Source organism: Flavobacterium nitratireducens, from assembly GCF_029625335.1.
GTDB lineage: Bacteria > Bacteroidota > Bacteroidia > Flavobacteriales > Flavobacteriaceae > Flavobacterium > Flavobacterium nitratireducens.
The window spans coordinates 1,415,485-1,431,883 of the sequence record NZ_CP121111.1; the positions used below are offsets into that span (position 1 = coordinate 1,415,485).

Here is a 16,399-nt window from a genome sequence, read left to right on the forward strand (position 1 = left end):
ACATTGTGTACTTTTATTTAATTGCTTTTATTAAAACCTTATCGATTTTTACACCATCCATATCGATAACTTCAAATTCAAATTTATGCCAAATAAACTTTTCCCCTTGTTTAGGGATACGTGACAATTCGGTCATAATTAATCCACTCACAGTCGTTACCTCATAATCACTCAACAATTCGTCCAAATCAAAATAGGTCAAGAAATCATGTAAGGAATAATGTCCATCGACTAACCAACTTCCATCCTCTCTTTCAATTAATTGAAAATCCTCTTTATAAAAATCCGAGGCATTCCCCACTAAAGCCTCTAAAATATCATTCAAGGTAATTATTCCTTGAAAAATACCATATTCATCAGCTATTATAGCATAATGAACACCCGTTTTCTTGAAGTTTTCCAAGGCATTATAGGCCGTGGTATGCTCCATCATATAAGGTGCTTCAGTCAAAATAGCTTCCAGATTGAAGTTCTTTTTTTCAATATTGGCAAATATATTTTTCAAACTCACTACTCCCACAATTTCATCAATACTATCCTTATATACGGGATAAAAGGAATGTAATTCCTGGAGCATAAATTCTTTAACCTGCTTTTTATCAGCTTCTAACGGCAATAACACTACCGATTTTCTATGCGTCATTAAAGAGTTCACTTTTCGGTCTCCAATGTGAAATACACGCTCCACAATATCTTGTTCTATTTCTTGAACTTCACCTACTTCTGTCCCTTCTTTGATAATCGCTTTGATTTCTTCTTCCGTTACTTTGCCATCCGCAGTTGGTTTAATTTGCAGTACATTCAATAAAAATTCTGTTGAATGTGTCAACAACCAAATAAATGGCGCTGTAATAATAGAAACAATTTTCATTGGCATTGCTACCGATTTAGCAATGGATTCTGGATAATTCAAGCCGATTCTTTTAGGTAATAATTCTCCTAAAACCAAAGAGAAAAAAGTTAAAACCACAACAACAATACCTACTGCTATCGAATGCGCATAGGGCTTTAAAATTTCAAAACTTAAAACAAATGTTTCAACATCTGCTGTAATTTTATCACCACTAAAAATACCCGTCAAGATACCTATAAGTGTAATCCCTATTTGAACCGTCGATAAAAATTTATTAGGCGAATTGGCCAAATCTAGCGCTATTTGCGCACTACTATTTCCTTTTTTTGCTGAAGTTTCCAGTCTTGATTTTCTAGCCGAAATCAAAGCTATTTCCGACATCGAAAAAAGCCCGTTAAGGATAATCAAAAAAAGAATAATTAATAGTTCCATTATTTTTGTTTCATTTTAAAAAAATTTAAAGTTTAAGGTTGCTAAAAAATCACTCTAGCAACTTTAAACTTTAAACAGCAAACAATTTGTATTATAAATTGTCAATTACATTACTTAAACGCTCGGTAATTTCAGCAATTGAACCAATACCGTTTACAGCGTGAAATTTATTTTGTTCTTTGTAAAAACCAATAAGCGGAGCTGTTTTTTCATTGTATTCTTGGTATCTGTTACGAATTTTCTCTTCGTCTTGATCATCTGCTCTTCCAGAAGTTTTACCTCTCTCTAACAAACGAGCCACAAGAACCTCATCATCAGCTTCTAAAGCAACAGTAGCAGTAATTATTTCATTTTTTGTAGCCAAGAAAGCATCTAAAGCCTGAGCCTGAGCAATTGTTCTTGGAAATCCATCAAATAAAAAACCTGCTGAATCCGGATTAGCTTCTACTTCACTTTGCAACATTTTTATGGTCACTTCATCAGGAACTAACTCTCCATTGTTAATGAAAGTTTGCGCTAATTTCCCTAGTTCTGTTTCATTTTTGATATTAAATCTAAAAATATCACCTGTTGAAAGATGTGTCAAGTTGTATTTTTCTTTTAAAAACTCAGCTTGAGTTCCTTTTCCAGCTCCTGGTTTCCCAAATAAAACAATGTTAGTCATTTTTAATCTTTTTAGTTTTTAATCTTTTAGTTGATATACTTCTGGCAAATTCCGACCTAAACCGTCATAGTCTAAACCAAAACCTACTATAAATTTGTTAGGAATTTGAATCCCTATATAATCAATTTTTACCTCCTTTTTGTAAGCCTCAGGTTTAAAAAAAGAGTCGCTATTTTAAAATGTTTCGGATTTTGTTTTTTAAATAATGCTTTCAATTCGACAATAGTATGTCCTGTATCAACAATATCTTCAATAACAATTACGGTTCGCCCCGTTAAATCCTGATTCAAACCGATTAATTCCTTTACTTGATTGGTAGAGTTCATTCCCTCATAAGAAGCCATTTTTACAAAATTCACTTCGCAGGGTTTTGAATACTTTTTTACAAAGTCGGAAACCACCATAAAAGAACCATTCAAAACTCCAACAAAAACAGGGATTTCATCTGCAAAATCGCCTTCAATTTGATCCACCATTTTTTGAATAGCAAAATCTATTTCCTCAGCAGAAATAAACGGTACAAATTCTTTATCGTGAAGCTGAATCATTATTTTTATTTTTTAAAATAATGGGCAAAGATAGGGATTTCGAAATTCAGTTTCGCAATTGATTCTTAATTTGTATTTTTAAAGCCTATACCTACAAATTTATGAGCGAATTAAATTGCATTATTACAAAAACCACAGGATATAAAAATAGCCGACAAACGACTGCTAATTTAATACTATCAAGCCCTGAATTGATGGAAGATTTTATGCAAATTTGTTTCGACAACAAGAATCCCGACCACTACAAAGCCTGCTGGGTCATGGAATTTTAATAGCTCTTGAAAAACTAAATTGCCTTCAAAACGATCTTCAACTAATTTGTAACAAAAGCAAAAATCTGAGCAATGAAAGTGCCATTCGTCCTTTGTCTAAAGTCATTTATTTATTGATCGAAGCTCATTATAAAATAGAAAAAACAGACATTCATTTTACCGAAAACCAACTTCAGGAACTAATCGAAATCAATTTTGACTGGCTTATTGGCGATACAAAAGTAGCTTCCAAAGTATACGCAATGCGAAGTTTACTCCTTTTAGGTAAAGATTTCAACTGGATTCTTCCCGAATTACAAAGTGTTCTAACCAAGGATTTCAGCTCCCATACTGCAGCTTACAAAGCGGTTTCTAAGCATATTTTGAAGAAAATAAAATAGCATTTTTCAAATCCATCATTAAAAAGTATCTTTGCGCCATTAAACTTTCGACACAATGAATTATTTTTCTTCTGATTTTAAATTAGGAATTCTAGGAGGCGGACAATTAGGAAAAATGCTCTTATTTGACACTAGAAAATTTGACATACAAACTTATGTTCTGGATCCAAGCGAAGAAGCACCTTGCCGAATAGCTTGCAACCATTTTTTCCAAGGTGACTTAATGGATTTTGACACCGTTTATGAATTTGGAAAAAAAGTAGATGTCTTGACTTTCGAAATCGAATTGGTGAACCTAGAAGCTTTAGAAAAATTAGAAAGCGAAGGTTTAAAAGTATATCCTTCTCCAAAAACATTGAGAAGTATACAAAACAAAGGAAGACAGAAAGATTTTTATACTCAAAATAATATCCCAACTGCTCCTTACAAACGTTTTAACGATTTAGAAAATCTAAAATCAGAAATCGTTAATCAACAATCAACAATCCAATTGCCATTCGTTTGGAAATGCACTGAATTTGGTTACGATGGAAATGGTGTTAAAATCATCCGTCAAGTTGCTGATTTAGACAGTTTGCCAAATGTAGAATGTATTGCAGAGGAAATGATTCCTTTCAAAAATGAATTAGCGGTTATTGTTTGTCGCAATCCTTCTGGAGAAATCAAAACGTATCCTGTGGTAGAAATGGAATTCCATCCGGAAGCCAATCAGGTAGAATATGTAATTTGCCCGGCTCGTATTGATGATGCTGTTGCCGAAAAAGCCAGAGCCATTGCATTGAATGTTTCTCAAAACTTCAACCATGTAGGTCTTTTGGCGGTGGAAATGTTCCAAACTGAGGACGACGACGTTATTGTAAACGAAGTGGCTCCACGCCCACACAACTCAGGTCATTATTCTATCGAAGCGAGTTATACTTCACAATTTGAAAACCATTTACGTGCTATTTTAGACTTACCATTAGGTGATACTGACAGCAAAGTTGCCGGAATTATGGTAAATTTAGTAGGTGAAGAAGGTTACTCAGGAAATGTGGTGTACCAAAATATCGAGAAAATATTAGGTTGGAATGGTGTTACGCCACATATTTATGGTAAAAAACAAACGCGTCCGTTTAGAAAAATGGGACACGTAACCATTGTCAACGAAAACATGACCGAAGCTAGAAAAATTGCCGAGAATGTTAAGAATACGATTAGAGTGATTAGTGAATAATTAAAAAATTTAAAGATTGAAAAATTTAAATATTCCAAGCTTTTTTTAAATCATTCAATCATTTAATCTTTAAATATAAAATAAATGAAAGTAGCCGTAATTATGGGAAGCATCTCTGATATGCCAGTGATGCAAGATGCCATCAACATATTAAAAGAATTTGGAATCGAAACCGAAGTAGATATTGTTTCGGCTCACAGAACACCAGAGAAATTATTTGATTTCAGCAACAACGCTCATAAAAGAGGCATAGCTGTAATTATCGCTGGTGCTGGTGGAGCAGCTCATTTACCTGGAATGGTGGCTTCGATGTCGCCGCTTCCTGTAATTGGAGTTCCTGTAAAATCAAGCAACTCTATCGATGGTTGGGATTCAGTTTTATCCATTTTACAAATGCCGGGTGGAGTTCCTGTTGCAACTGTAGCTTTAAACGGTGCAAAAAATGCCGGAATCTTAGCAGCACAAATCATCGGAAGCGCGAATGCTGATGTATTAAACAAAATTGTTGCTTACAAACTAGGTTTGAAAGAAGCTGTTATTAAAGCTTCTGAAAGTCTTAAATAAATAAAAACAGTATTCAGTGTTCCGTTTTTAGTGTTCAGACTTTGTGAAACTGAATACTAAAAACGGAACACTGACCACTTTAAATACTACCAAAATGAGTATTCTTACCAAACATTTCGATACTAAACACAATACCGCTCCATTTTCACAAATAAAAAACGAAGATTATTTTCCTGCTTTTCAGGAAGGAATTGCTTTAGCCAAAGCTGAAATCGAGGCAATTGTAAACAATCCAGAAGCTCCTACTTTTGAAAACACGATTGAAGCCATGGATTATTCTGGTGAAGTTTTAGATCGTTTATCAAGTATCTTCTTTAATTTGAATTCGGCAGAAACCAATGAGGAAATGCAAAAAATCGCTCAAGAAGTTTCGCCTTTGTTATCGGAATTCAGCAATGATATTACTTTAAATCCGGAACTTTTTGCCCGAATCAAAACTGTTTATGAGCAAAAAGAAAGCTTAAACTTAACTCCAGAACAAAGTACTTTATTAGATAAAAAATACAAAAGTTTTTCCCGTAACGGAGCGAATCTGGCCGAAGAGCAAAAAAATCAATTGCGTGAAATCGACAAAGAATTATCAAAGTTGAGTTTGCAATTTGGCGAAAATGTTTTGGCTGAAACCAATGCGTTCCAAATGCATTTGACAGATGAAAACGATTTGGCCGGTTTACCAGAAGGCACTATTGAAGCAGCTCGTTCTTTGGCGAAAGCCCAAGAAAAAGAAGGCTGGATTTTCACCCTGGATCATCCAAGCTATCTTCCATTTATGACCTATGCCAACAATAGAGAATTGCGTAAAAAAATGGCAATTGCTTTTGGGGCAAAAGGTTTTCAAAAAAACGAATACAACAATGAAGCAATCGTTTTAAAAATTGTCAAATTACGTCAGCAACGAGCTAATTTATTAGGTTATGCCACGCATGCTCATTTTGTTTTGGAAGAAAGAATGGCCGAAAGTCCTGAAAAAGTAATGGCTTTCGAAAATGATTTATTGACTAAAGCTAAACCAGCTGCGCTAAAAGAATTTGAACAATTAACCGCTTTCGCAAAAGAAATGCACGGAATCGAGCAATTAGAAAAATGGGACGGCGCTTATTATTCAGAGAAATTAAAACAACAATTATTTAATTTGGATGATGAAAAGCTGAAACCTTATTTTCAATTAGAAAAGGTTTTAAACGGAGCTTTTACTATTGCCGGAAAATTATTCGGACTAACTTTTACCGAAGTATTTGACATTGACAAATACCACGAAGAAGTAATGACGTATGAAGTTACCGATGCTAATAATGATTTGATTGCTATTTTCTACGCCGACTTTTTTCCAAGAAAAGGAAAACGCAACGGTGCCTGGATGACATCCTTCAAATCACAATATGTAAAGAATGGCACAAACGAAAGACCACATATTTCTAACGTTTGTAACTTTACAAAACCTACCGAAACCAAACCCTCTTTATTAACGTTTAACGAAGTAACAACTTTGTTTCATGAATTTGGACACGGATTGCATGGTATGTTGGCCAACACAATCTATCCAAGTTTATCCGGAACTTCAGTGTTTTGGGATTTCGTTGAATTGCCTTCACAGGTAATGGAAAACTGGTGCTACGAGCCGGAAGCTTTGGCTTTATTTGCAACGCATTATCAAACTGGCGAAGTAATTCCGCAGGAATATGTAGAAAAAATCAAAGAAAGTGCTAGTTTCCAAGAAGGTTTAGCGACTTTACGCCAATTAAGTTTTGGTTTATTAGATATGGCTTGGCACGGACAGGATCCAACCAATATTACCGACTTAAAAGCTTTCGAAACGGAACAATTTAAAAACACCCAATTGTATCCGGATGTAGCCGAAAACGCGATGAGTACGGCTTTTTCACATATTTTCCAAGGCGGTTATTCATCAGGATATTACAGCTACAAATGGGCGGAAGTTCTGGATGCTGATGCTTTTGAATACTTTAAAGAAAACGGTATTTTCAACAAAGAAATAGCCGATAAATTCAAAGATAATGTCCTTTCAAAAGGAGGAACAGAACATCCAATGACACTTTACAAACGTTTTAGAGGTCAGGAACCAAAACCGGATGCTTTGTTAAGAAGAGCGGGACTCTTATAGATTACAGAACTCAGATTTTAGTATGCAGATAAAACCAAGGTTAGGATGAATATTACTGATTTCTTAAAAAAAATTAAAGCTTCCGAATTAAAGGAAACAAAAAAACTAAAAGTTAGAGATTTTGACCAAATCGATAAAAACTCTTTCGTAGCCTATGTTGATCAAAACAACGAAAGTTTTGATGTACATATTATCTTAGACGATAAAAAAAATATTGTTTCAAAAACTTGCGATTGTAACCTAAAAAATAACTGTATTCATCAAACAGCCTTGCTTCTTTTTTTAGCAAATGAAAAACTAGTAAATCCTAAAATCAAAAAAACAAGTCAGAGAAAATTATCTGAAACAGATACTATTTTGAACCAGATTGACAATGAAGCTTTAAAACACTGGCTATCAAACCTTTTAAACAACAACAAAGAAATAGCCTTTTTATTCAAAAATGAATTTGGTCAAAAAAGCACTTCCTTTGAAAAAAAGATATTCAGGAAATTATCAAACTTGCTATTCAATCAGTTATAGGTAAACGAAAATCTATTGAAACTAATGAGGTTAAAAAAGTAATTGACAATTTAAACATATCCTTAAAAGAAGTATTAGAATATATTTTTAGTAACGAAATCAATGACAAAACTTATAATTTATTAGATACAATCATTGACGAATTGTTAAAATTCGAAATGAATTATCATATCACCAGTATTAGAATTACACGGTTTATCGAAAATTTAAACAATGCACTACTCAAAACCATCTTCAATACTAAAGATTTAGAAACTTGGAAGCAAAGTGTAGAGTTTTATTTTTCTAAAGTTTTTGACAATGAAATCTACAGCAGTTACGATTTCGAATTAATAGAAAAGATCTACAGTTTTTCAGAAATCAATGAGCTTCAAAGAACCTTCGTTATAAAATTGGCCGAAAGAAAATTCACCGAAATACAACATGTTGTTAAAGACGAATTCACTCGTTTACATATTGATTTTGAAATGTTCTTTTTAAATATATTTTCAGAAAACAAACTTTTTGAAAAACACAAAAACCTATTCAAACCAAGACGATTTCAAAATGAGTACAACATTATATTAATTAGAAACCTCATTGAAATTAATGAATTCGAAAAAGCAGAAAATTATTGTACAGAACAAATCAACAATAATATAAATGGAAATTATGACCTTCCTTACATTAATTTTTTAACCGAAATATACTCTAAGACAAATAACACTCGCAAAAAAGCAACTTTGCTCGCAAATTATGGTGCTTATTCATTTGACTTTGAAAACTATCTTTTCATTAAAAAAAATTGCTCTCCCATTGAATTTAAGAAATACCGCCAAAAAGTATTAACAAATGCCAATTACAATTCACAAAATGGAGATATTCAAGCTTTTGACTTTTATTATAAAGTAATGAAAGATGATGGTTTAAAAAATAAATTAGTCACTTTATTAGCAAAAGCTCATAATCTAAATCTTTTCGACATTTACAAAGAAGAAGCCTTTGCACTGAGTCCAATCGATTTCATAGCAGAAGCTTGTGTTGCATCTACATTTACAACTCAAAACAAACTCATTGCTAAGATCGCAAAATTCATTTATCAAAATACGGATAAAAACACACTTCGCCTCTATTTAACTGACAGAAGAATTCATGAAGTCAGCAAATTATATAGGGCTTTAAAAGAACTAGAACAAAACTAATTCAAAGTAGTATTTAAACCGAAGTAGTGATGCTTCGGTTTTTTATTTTAAAGCAAAACCACCATCAGCCACCAAAGAAACGGAATACTTTCTACCCAAAATGATGAATAATACTTCGAACGATTTTCATTCGAAAAAATTAAAAAAAGTGAAAGCATTACAACCAAAAACAAATTGACAATCAATTGTTTTTCTATAAAATTTGTTTTCAAAAACTCTAAAAAACAAAAAGGAATCAATAACAACAACCCCAGAATTTTAGTTCGTTCTACTCCTATTTGCTGCGGAACAGTCTTAAGATGCGGATCATCATTATTCAAATCGATAATTTCGAAAACCAAAATCAAATCGAAAACCAATATGAAACGTTGCACGCATTTGATTAAAAAATCATGACCTAAATCCTGATGTGCATTAACCAATGGCAACATCAAAGTCACTCCTACCCAACACAGCGAAACAATGTAAATTTTGACACCAGCCCAATTTCGGGCATTTTTACGATTTGGGAAAAACGGAAGCGTATAAAGCAAAGTGACTATCAAAAAGATAACAGCGACAATCTGGGTAATTCGTTCCAATTGAAAAAAGCAAAAAGCCACCGCCAGAGACGACAACAAACTTAATGCGGCGATCAATTTTAACTCGTTTCGCATCATTCTTTTTTTGGCTCTGGCCAAAGCATCATATTTTACGAAATTATATCCTACAATAGTACCAAAAAAAGAAAAAAAAGCCATGGGTTTATCATAGGGAATCCCGAACATAAATTGTGTCATTCGTACCAAAGCATAAACCGATAAAGCGACGTGAATGCTGGATTTAAGATAAAAATCGAAAAGTCTTTGAATACGAATCATCTAACAAAAGTAATTATTTCACAATCAAAATTATAAATTATTCATAAAACAAATAAAATCAATCGCAAAACAATGAATAGAAAGAGAAATATACTTATTTTTGCACCTCAAAAATATACAAAACTTTCATGAAAACAGATGCTTTTGCTTTAAGACACATCGGGCCAAGAGAAACTGACCTAGAACATATGTTCAAAACAATTGGTGTTACTTCTATGAACCAATTACTTTATGAAACTTTTCCCGACGGAATTCGTTTAAAACAAGATTTAATTCTTGATCCGGCAATGACCGAATATGAATATGCTAATCACATTCAGGAATTAGGCAAAAAAAACAAAGTTTTCAAATCATATATTGGTTTAGGATACCACCCAACGATTGTACCTGCACCTATCCAAAGAAATATTTTTGAAAACCCGGGATGGTACACCGCTTACACACCATATCAGGCAGAAATTGCTCAAGGTCGTCTGGAAGCTATTTTGAATTTCCAAACGGTAGTTACTGAACTTTCAGGTATGGAAATCGCTAATGCTTCTTTGCTTGATGAAGGTACAGCTGCAGCAGAAGCGATGGCTTTATTATTTGATGTTCGTACTCGTGAACAAAAGAAAAACAACATACACAAATTCTTCGTTTCTGAAGAAATTTTACCGCAAACTTTATCTGTTTTACAAACACGTTCTACTCCAATAGGAATTGAATTAGTTGTGGGTAATCATGAAACTTTTGATTTTTCTAACGAATTTTTCGGAGCTATTCTTCAATACCCTGGCAAATATGGACAGGTATACGATTATTCTGCTTTTATTGTTAAAGCGGCAGCAAATGAAATTAAAGTAGCCGTTGCTGCTGATATTTTATCATTGGCTACCTTAACTCCTCCAGGAGAAATGGGAGCAGCTGTTGTAGTAGGTACAACACAACGTTTTGGTATTCCAATGGGATACGGTGGACCTCACGCTGCTTACTTCGCTACTAAAGAAGAATACAAACGTTCAATGCCAGGACGTATCATCGGTGTGTCTATCGATGCTAACGGAAACCGTGCATTACGTATGGCTTTGGGAACTCGTGAGCAACACATCAAACGTGAAAAAGCAACTTCAAACATCTGTACTGCTCAGGTATTATTAGCTGTAATGGCTGGTATGTATGCTGTTTATCATGGTCCTAAAGGATTACAATATATTGCAAATAAAGTTCACGCTTCGGCAGTAACTACTGCAGACGCTTTAAATAAATTAGGAGTTTACCAAACCAACTCGGCTTTCTTTGACACCATCTTAGTAAAAGCAGATGCTCAAAAAGTAAAAGCAATCGCTGAGAAAAACGAAGTAAACTTCTTTTACGTTGATGCGGATACCATTTCAATCTCATTGAACGAAACTACTTCTATCGATGACATCAACCAAATCATTGCTATTTTTGCTGAAGCTACAGGAAAAGAAGCTTTCGCAGTTACTGAATTATCAACTGCTTCTCAATTACCAGCTTCTTTAGAAAGAACATCTTCTTTTTTAACGCACGAAGTTTTCAACACATACCGTTCTGAAAGCCAATTGATGCGTTACATCAAAAAATTAGAGCGTAAAGATTTGTCACTGAACCACTCTATGATTTCTCTAGGTTCTTGTACTATGAAATTGAACGCCGCTTCAGAAATGTTACCTTTATCAATGCCTAACTGGAACAGCATTCACCCATTTGCACCAGTAGAACAAGCAGAAGGTTACATCACGATGCTTAAAAAATTAGAAAATCAATTAAGTGTTATTACTGGATTTGCTGGAACGACTTTACAACCTAATTCTGGTGCTCAAGGGGAATATGCTGGTTTGATGGCTATTCGTGCTTATCACTTATCTCGTAATGAAGGTCACCGTAACGTATGTTTAATTCCTTCATCGGCTCACGGAACTAATCCAGCTTCTGCTGCTATGGCGGGAATGAAAATTGTAGTTACAAAAACAACTCCAGAAGGAAATATTGACGTAGAAGATTTAAGAGAAAAAGCAATCGAGCACAAAGATGATTTATCATGCTTAATGGTTACTTACCCTTCTACTCACGGAGTTTACGAGTCTACTATTATTGAAATCACACAATTAATCCACGATAACGGAGGATTAGTATATATGGATGGTGCAAACATGAATGCACAAGTAGGTTTAACAAATCCTGCTACTATTGGAGCTGATGTTTGTCACCTAAACTTACACAAAACTTTCGCTATCCCTCATGGTGGTGGCGGACCTGGTGTAGGACCAATTTGTGTAAACGAAAAATTACTTCCATTTTTACCTACTAACCCTGTCTTAAACGTGGGAGGAGAACAAGCAATCACTGCAATTTCTTCTGCTCCTTACGGTTCGGCTTTAGTATGTTTGATTTCTTATGGATACATCACCATGTTAGGTGCTGAAGGATTAAGAAGCGCTACAGAATATGCAATTCTTAATGCTAATTATATGAAAGCTCGTTTTGAAGGACACTACCCAATTCTTTACACAGGAGAATGTGGTAGAGCAGCTCACGAAATGATCTTAGACTGTCGTGCATTTAAAGAAAACGGAATTGAAGTAGGTGATATCGCTAAGCGTTTAATGGACTACGGCTTCCACGCACCAACAGTTTCTTTCCCAGTTGCAGGAACATTAATGATTGAACCAACTGAATCTGAAGATTTAGCAGAGTTAGACCGTTTTTGTGATGCAATGATTGCTATCAGAAAAGAAATTGAAGCAGCTACAGCTGAGGATAAAATCAATGTATTGAAAAACGCCCCTCACACTTTAGCTATGTTAACTGCTGATACTTGGAATTTCCCATACTCGAGAGAAACGGCAGCTTTTCCATTGGATTATATTGCAGATAACAAATTCTGGCCATCTGTTCGTCGTGTTGACGATGCTTATGGTGACAGAAACCTAGTTTGTTCTTGCGCTCCTATAGAAGCTTACATCGAGAGTTAATCGCTCTAAATGATATTGATAAGGCCTCGTTTTTCACGAGGCCTTTTTGTTTCTAAACCACATGAAAAGCAGTAAATAATTAATATTCAACTAGCTATTTAAATTCTTCAATTAAAAGCAGAGGGTTTTTTAAATTCTTAAAAAAATATCAGTAATTTTGCCAATTACTTAGTGTTTAGTATTTTTCTAAACTTTAAAATAATACAATTGCTATTTCGTTTTTAATAGAAAACATTCAAATGAATATAAAAATAACTGGAACAGGAAGTTACATTCCTGAACGCATCATCTCCGACAAATACTTTGAACTTCATCAATTTCTCAATGATGATGGCACCCCTATCAAACAATCGAATGAAATAATTATCAAAAAATTCAAAGCCATTACTGGAATTGAAGAAAGAAGATATGCCGAATCACATCATAACACTTCAGATCTTGCCTTTTTAGCTTCTCAAAAAGCAATAACAAATGCAGGAATAGATGCCGAAACCCTTGATTATATCATTTTTGCTCACAATTTTGGTGATGTAAAATTTGGAAGCAATCAATCGGATATGATTCCGAGCTTAGCGAGTCGTGTGAAACACAAATTAGGCATTAAAAATCCAAAATGCGTAGCTTACGACCTTATTTTTGGATGTCCAGGATGGGTTGAAGGTGTTTTACAAGCTAATGCTTATATCAAGTCAGGAATGGCTAAAAAATGCCTAGTTATTGGTGCTGAAACATTATCCAGAGTTGTTGACGATCACGACCGCGATTCTATGATTTATTCAGATGGCGCTGGTGCAACTATAATTGAAGCTTCCGACAATGAAACAGGAATGCTTTCTCACGAAACAGCTTCATTTACAGAAGAAGAAGTAGGTTTTTTATTCAATGGAAAATCATACCACCCAGGTTTAGACCAAGACATTAATTATATCAAAATGTATGGACGAAAAATCTATGAATTTGCGTTAACTAATGTTCCTCTGGCGATGAAAAGCTGTTTAGACAAAAGTGGCCTTTCGATAAATGATGTTAAAAAAATCCTAATTCATCAAGCCAATGAGAAAATGGACGAAGCCATAGTTGACCGTTTTTACAAACTATACAACAAAGAAGCTCCTGCCGACATTATGCCTATGAGTATTCACGACCTAGGAAATAGCAGTGTAGCAACCGTTCCAACTTTGTACGATTTAATCTTAAACAGACAAATTGAAAATCACGAAATTAACAAAGGTGACATCTTAATTTTTGCTTCTGTTGGAGCAGGAATGAATATTAACGCATTTGTTTATCGTTATTAAATCACTTTAAATTCTAATAAAAAATCCACAATTGATGAATCGATTGTGGATTTTCTTTTTATAGAAATTACTTCTAAAATTTATCTGGATTTGATTTTAAGCAACATCTTATCTACCCAAAAATGATAGGAATACACTAATTTCATTTTATAGATAATACTCAAATTCATCAATAACGAAAGTCCTGTTTTATAGATTAGGTTTAGATAATTATTCTCCAAGTTTGGCAAAAAATAACATACTAACAGCACTGTTACAAACACCAGAACCAACTTTAAATACGACAGATCGAAAGGAAAAAGTTTGAACTTTTGGTAAATAAAAATCAGTTTTGAAAGATTAAAAAGCACCATAGCAATCAACGAAGCAAAAGCGACTCCTTCAATCCCCAAATGAAATACTTTGATAAAAATAATGTTCAAAGAAACATTCAAAACGATCAGGACAAGAATAGCTATAAGGTTAAATCGGTAATACTTAGAATAGGTAATAATTTCCCCATTGAAACCCGTTCCCATATTGACTAAAACATTAAATCCTAAAATTAAGATCACCGAAACCGACGCCATTAAGTTATCATGTGTAGGCAACAAAAGGAATAAATTTTCAATTCCTAAAAAGATACAACTATAAAGAAGCGCACCAATAAAAAACAACAATTTCGAGATTTCCTTATACTTTACATTCAACTCCTCCATCGCATTATTCTTGATATAATTCGAAATAATAGGCGCATACAACGTAAAAACTCCTGTTGCCGGAATTGCTAATGCCGAAGCCAAGGTTACACCAATACTAAAGGAACCATTAGCTTCCATCGAAATGAATTTAGGAATCATAATCGCATCGATTCGAAACGCAAAAACAGAACCCAAACTTCCCGCAAAAGCATACAACGAAAAACGATACATTTCTTTTTTATCTATTTGCAAAAACAGCGATTTAAAATCAAACTTAAATTCGGGTTTGAAATAACAAAACAAATAAATAGCCACAAACAAAGCTATCAATCCATAGGAAACAATATAGAAAATCAAGGATTCCTCTGAAGAAATATAGTGATGTAAAACCAATATAAAAATTAGCGGCAAAGCAATTTTAGGAACAATATTATCAAAAAAAGCGGGAACCGAAATCTTTTGAATAATAGTGGCTTGCTTCTTAAACAAATCGATAAACGCCATAAAAAAACCCATCACAAATGCCAGATAGATATAATCCATTTTTTCAAATATGGAAAAAAAGAAAATCCACCCAGAGCTATCAAAACCAGAACACTCATAAAAAGAATAGACAAAACACTGTAATTAAACAATTGTTTTTCTTGATGATTATCCAGCTTGGGACCAAATTTTATCAAAACCTGAGAAACACCTAAAAGCATTATGGGAAATAAAATCTGTGCTAAAGATTCGATATACCTAAAAATACCAAGCATTTCTTTGTTTTTGGGATACACAAAAAGCGTAGAAAAAATTCCAATTAAAATCCCCACATAATTAATGAGGGTAAAGAAAAAAGCCTGACGATGATCTGCTTTATTTTGCATAGCGCTGTATATCCGTTCCGTTGATTCCTTTTTTAGAATTACTTCGAATGGTTTTAAGGTTTTTCAAATCCATCAACAGACCAAAATAATAAAAAAGAAGCTTATAAAAAAGAGAAAGCGACTTAGCTACACCTTCCGCTGTAGCATGAAACTTTGGTAAACCAACAACTGATTTTAAAGCTAACAATCCAGCCGAAACCAAGGAATGATTACAATCAATCATTTGATTCAAAACTAAATATTTCGATTGCAACTCTATTTTACCACTACTTAATTTTACAATTCTGTCATGGCAAATTGCCGATTTTTTAGCAACCGCAATTTTAAACTGATGATACAACACTCGGGTACAAAAATTTCTATCTTCACCATAATGACTAAAAAGTGGCTCAAAATTACCTACTTTTTGAAAACATTCTTTAGAAACTAACCAAGCTGCAGCATTGATAAAAGGTACAATTCGTATACTTTCTGAATCCTCTTCTTTTTTAAATCTCGAATAATAGGTTTTAAAACTACTATCTAGTGTTACCTCATCAGGCGAAAGATGCAACGGACTTACAATTCCAAATTTAGGATTAGCAAAAAGAACTTCGGCCATTTCAGCTACTGTATTTTCATAAATCCAGGTGTCTTGATTTAATAAAAAAACGGCATCTGCTCCATTTTTAAGCGCATAATCAATTCCGATATTATTGGCTTTACCAAAACCTAAATTGACTTTACTTTCAATTAAATGAACGTTTTTATATTCTTGCAAAAGGGAAACCGATTGGTCAGTCGAAGCGTTGTCTACTACAATAATATCAACTGGATAACTGGATTGCAACAAAGAATCCATGTTCTTTTTTATCCAAGTTTGTCCATTATAGGTTACAACAACAACAGCAATTTTTTTTTCCAATCGAAAGTATATTTTTTAATCCCTGCAAAAATAATGATATTTGCACTTGACTTTGA

Annotated in this window: 14 protein-coding genes and 1 pseudogene; 8 read left to right on the forward strand and 7 right to left on the reverse strand. The window is 33.8% G+C overall.

Features of this window, described 5'->3' with window-relative positions:
• Nucleotides 1-13: 13 nt before the first annotated feature.
• The 3 genes and pseudogenes from P5P90_RS06770 to hpt form a co-directional block, all read right to left on the reverse strand.
• Nucleotides 14-1,285: a hemolysin family protein gene (locus P5P90_RS06770; protein WP_278036390.1), complete on the reverse strand. Its 1,272-nt coding sequence runs from the start codon at nucleotides 1,283-1,285 to the stop codon at nucleotides 14-16.
• 91 nt (nucleotides 1,286-1,376) lie between these two features.
• The gene (locus tag P5P90_RS06775; RefSeq protein WP_278036391.1) at nucleotides 1,377-1,949 is read right to left on the reverse strand and encodes an adenylate kinase; all 573 of its coding nucleotides are present in this window, start codon (nucleotides 1,947-1,949) and stop codon (nucleotides 1,377-1,379) included.
• 18 nt (nucleotides 1,950-1,967) lie between these two features.
• A pseudogene (gene hpt / locus P5P90_RS06780) lies at nucleotides 1,968-2,497 on the reverse strand (hypoxanthine phosphoribosyltransferase).
• Between the two features lie 364 nt (nucleotides 2,498-2,861).
• On the opposite strand from hpt, the gene P5P90_RS06785 reads away from it, so the two are divergent.
• The 6 genes from P5P90_RS06785 to P5P90_RS06810 all read left to right on the forward strand — a co-directional run bounded on the left by P5P90_RS06785 (nucleotide 2,862) and on the right by P5P90_RS06810 (nucleotide 8,754).
• Complete coding sequence (locus tag P5P90_RS06785; RefSeq protein WP_278036392.1) at nucleotides 2,862-3,149, forward strand: hypothetical protein; 288 nt, start codon at nucleotides 2,862-2,864, stop codon at nucleotides 3,147-3,149.
• A gap of 55 nt (nucleotides 3,150-3,204) precedes the next feature.
• On the forward strand, nucleotides 3,205-4,365 hold the full coding sequence (locus P5P90_RS06790; protein WP_278036393.1) for a 5-(carboxyamino)imidazole ribonucleotide synthase: 1,161 nt from the start codon (nucleotides 3,205-3,207) through the stop codon (nucleotides 4,363-4,365).
• An 84-nt stretch (nucleotides 4,366-4,449) separates the two neighbouring features.
• Entirely contained in the window at nucleotides 4,450-4,929 is a 480-nt protein-coding gene (purE, locus tag P5P90_RS06795) for a 5-(carboxyamino)imidazole ribonucleotide mutase (protein ID WP_278036394.1), read from the forward strand.
• A gap of 94 nt (nucleotides 4,930-5,023) precedes the next feature.
• Complete coding sequence (locus P5P90_RS06800; protein WP_278036395.1) at nucleotides 5,024-7,051, forward strand: M3 family metallopeptidase; 2,028 nt, start codon at nucleotides 5,024-5,026, stop codon at nucleotides 7,049-7,051.
• Nucleotides 7,052-7,096: 45 nt separating this feature from the next.
• Nucleotides 7,097-7,573, forward strand: coding sequence for a hypothetical protein (locus P5P90_RS06805; protein ID WP_278036396.1), 477 nt, complete (start codon nucleotides 7,097-7,099; stop codon nucleotides 7,571-7,573).
• Between the two features lie 158 nt (nucleotides 7,574-7,731).
• Nucleotides 7,732-8,754 (forward strand): hypothetical protein, encoded by a 1,023-nt coding sequence (locus P5P90_RS06810; protein ID WP_278036397.1) that lies wholly within the window; start codon nucleotides 7,732-7,734, stop codon nucleotides 8,752-8,754.
• Between the two features lie 47 nt (nucleotides 8,755-8,801).
• On the opposite strand, the gene P5P90_RS06815 is transcribed toward P5P90_RS06810, so the two are convergent.
• Nucleotides 8,802-9,614, reverse strand: coding sequence for a UbiA prenyltransferase family protein (locus P5P90_RS06815; protein ID WP_278036398.1), 813 nt, complete (start codon nucleotides 9,612-9,614; stop codon nucleotides 8,802-8,804).
• Nucleotides 9,615-9,742: 128 nt separating this feature from the next.
• On the opposite strand from P5P90_RS06815, the gene gcvP reads away from it, so the two are divergent.
• The gene (gcvP, locus tag P5P90_RS06820) at nucleotides 9,743-12,592 is read left to right on the forward strand and encodes an aminomethyl-transferring glycine dehydrogenase (RefSeq protein ID WP_278036399.1); all 2,850 of its coding nucleotides are present in this window, start codon (nucleotides 9,743-9,745) and stop codon (nucleotides 12,590-12,592) included.
• A 239-nt stretch (nucleotides 12,593-12,831) separates the two neighbouring features.
• Entirely contained in the window at nucleotides 12,832-13,890 is a 1,059-nt protein-coding gene (locus P5P90_RS06825) for a 3-oxoacyl-ACP synthase III family protein (RefSeq protein WP_278036400.1), read from the forward strand.
• Between the two features lie 80 nt (nucleotides 13,891-13,970).
• Here P5P90_RS06825 and P5P90_RS06830 read toward each other — a convergent pair whose 3' ends face one another.
• Genes P5P90_RS06830 through P5P90_RS06840 form a run of 3 tightly spaced genes read right to left on the reverse strand, consistent with a single transcriptional unit; the run spans nucleotide 13,971 to nucleotide 16,343 of the window.
• Nucleotides 13,971-15,113 (reverse strand): lipopolysaccharide biosynthesis protein, encoded by a 1,143-nt coding sequence (locus tag P5P90_RS06830; protein ID WP_278036401.1) that lies wholly within the window; start codon nucleotides 15,111-15,113, stop codon nucleotides 13,971-13,973.
• Entirely contained in the window at nucleotides 15,086-15,439 is a 354-nt protein-coding gene (locus P5P90_RS06835; RefSeq protein WP_278036402.1) for a polysaccharide biosynthesis protein, read from the reverse strand. Before P5P90_RS06835 ends, P5P90_RS06830 begins: the two co-directional genes overlap by 28 nt.
• Complete coding sequence (locus P5P90_RS06840; RefSeq protein ID WP_278036403.1) at nucleotides 15,429-16,343, reverse strand: glycosyltransferase family 2 protein; 915 nt, start codon at nucleotides 16,341-16,343, stop codon at nucleotides 15,429-15,431. The genes P5P90_RS06835 and P5P90_RS06840 overlap by 11 nt, the downstream gene beginning before the upstream one ends.
• Between the last annotated feature and the right edge of the window lie 56 nt (nucleotides 16,344-16,399).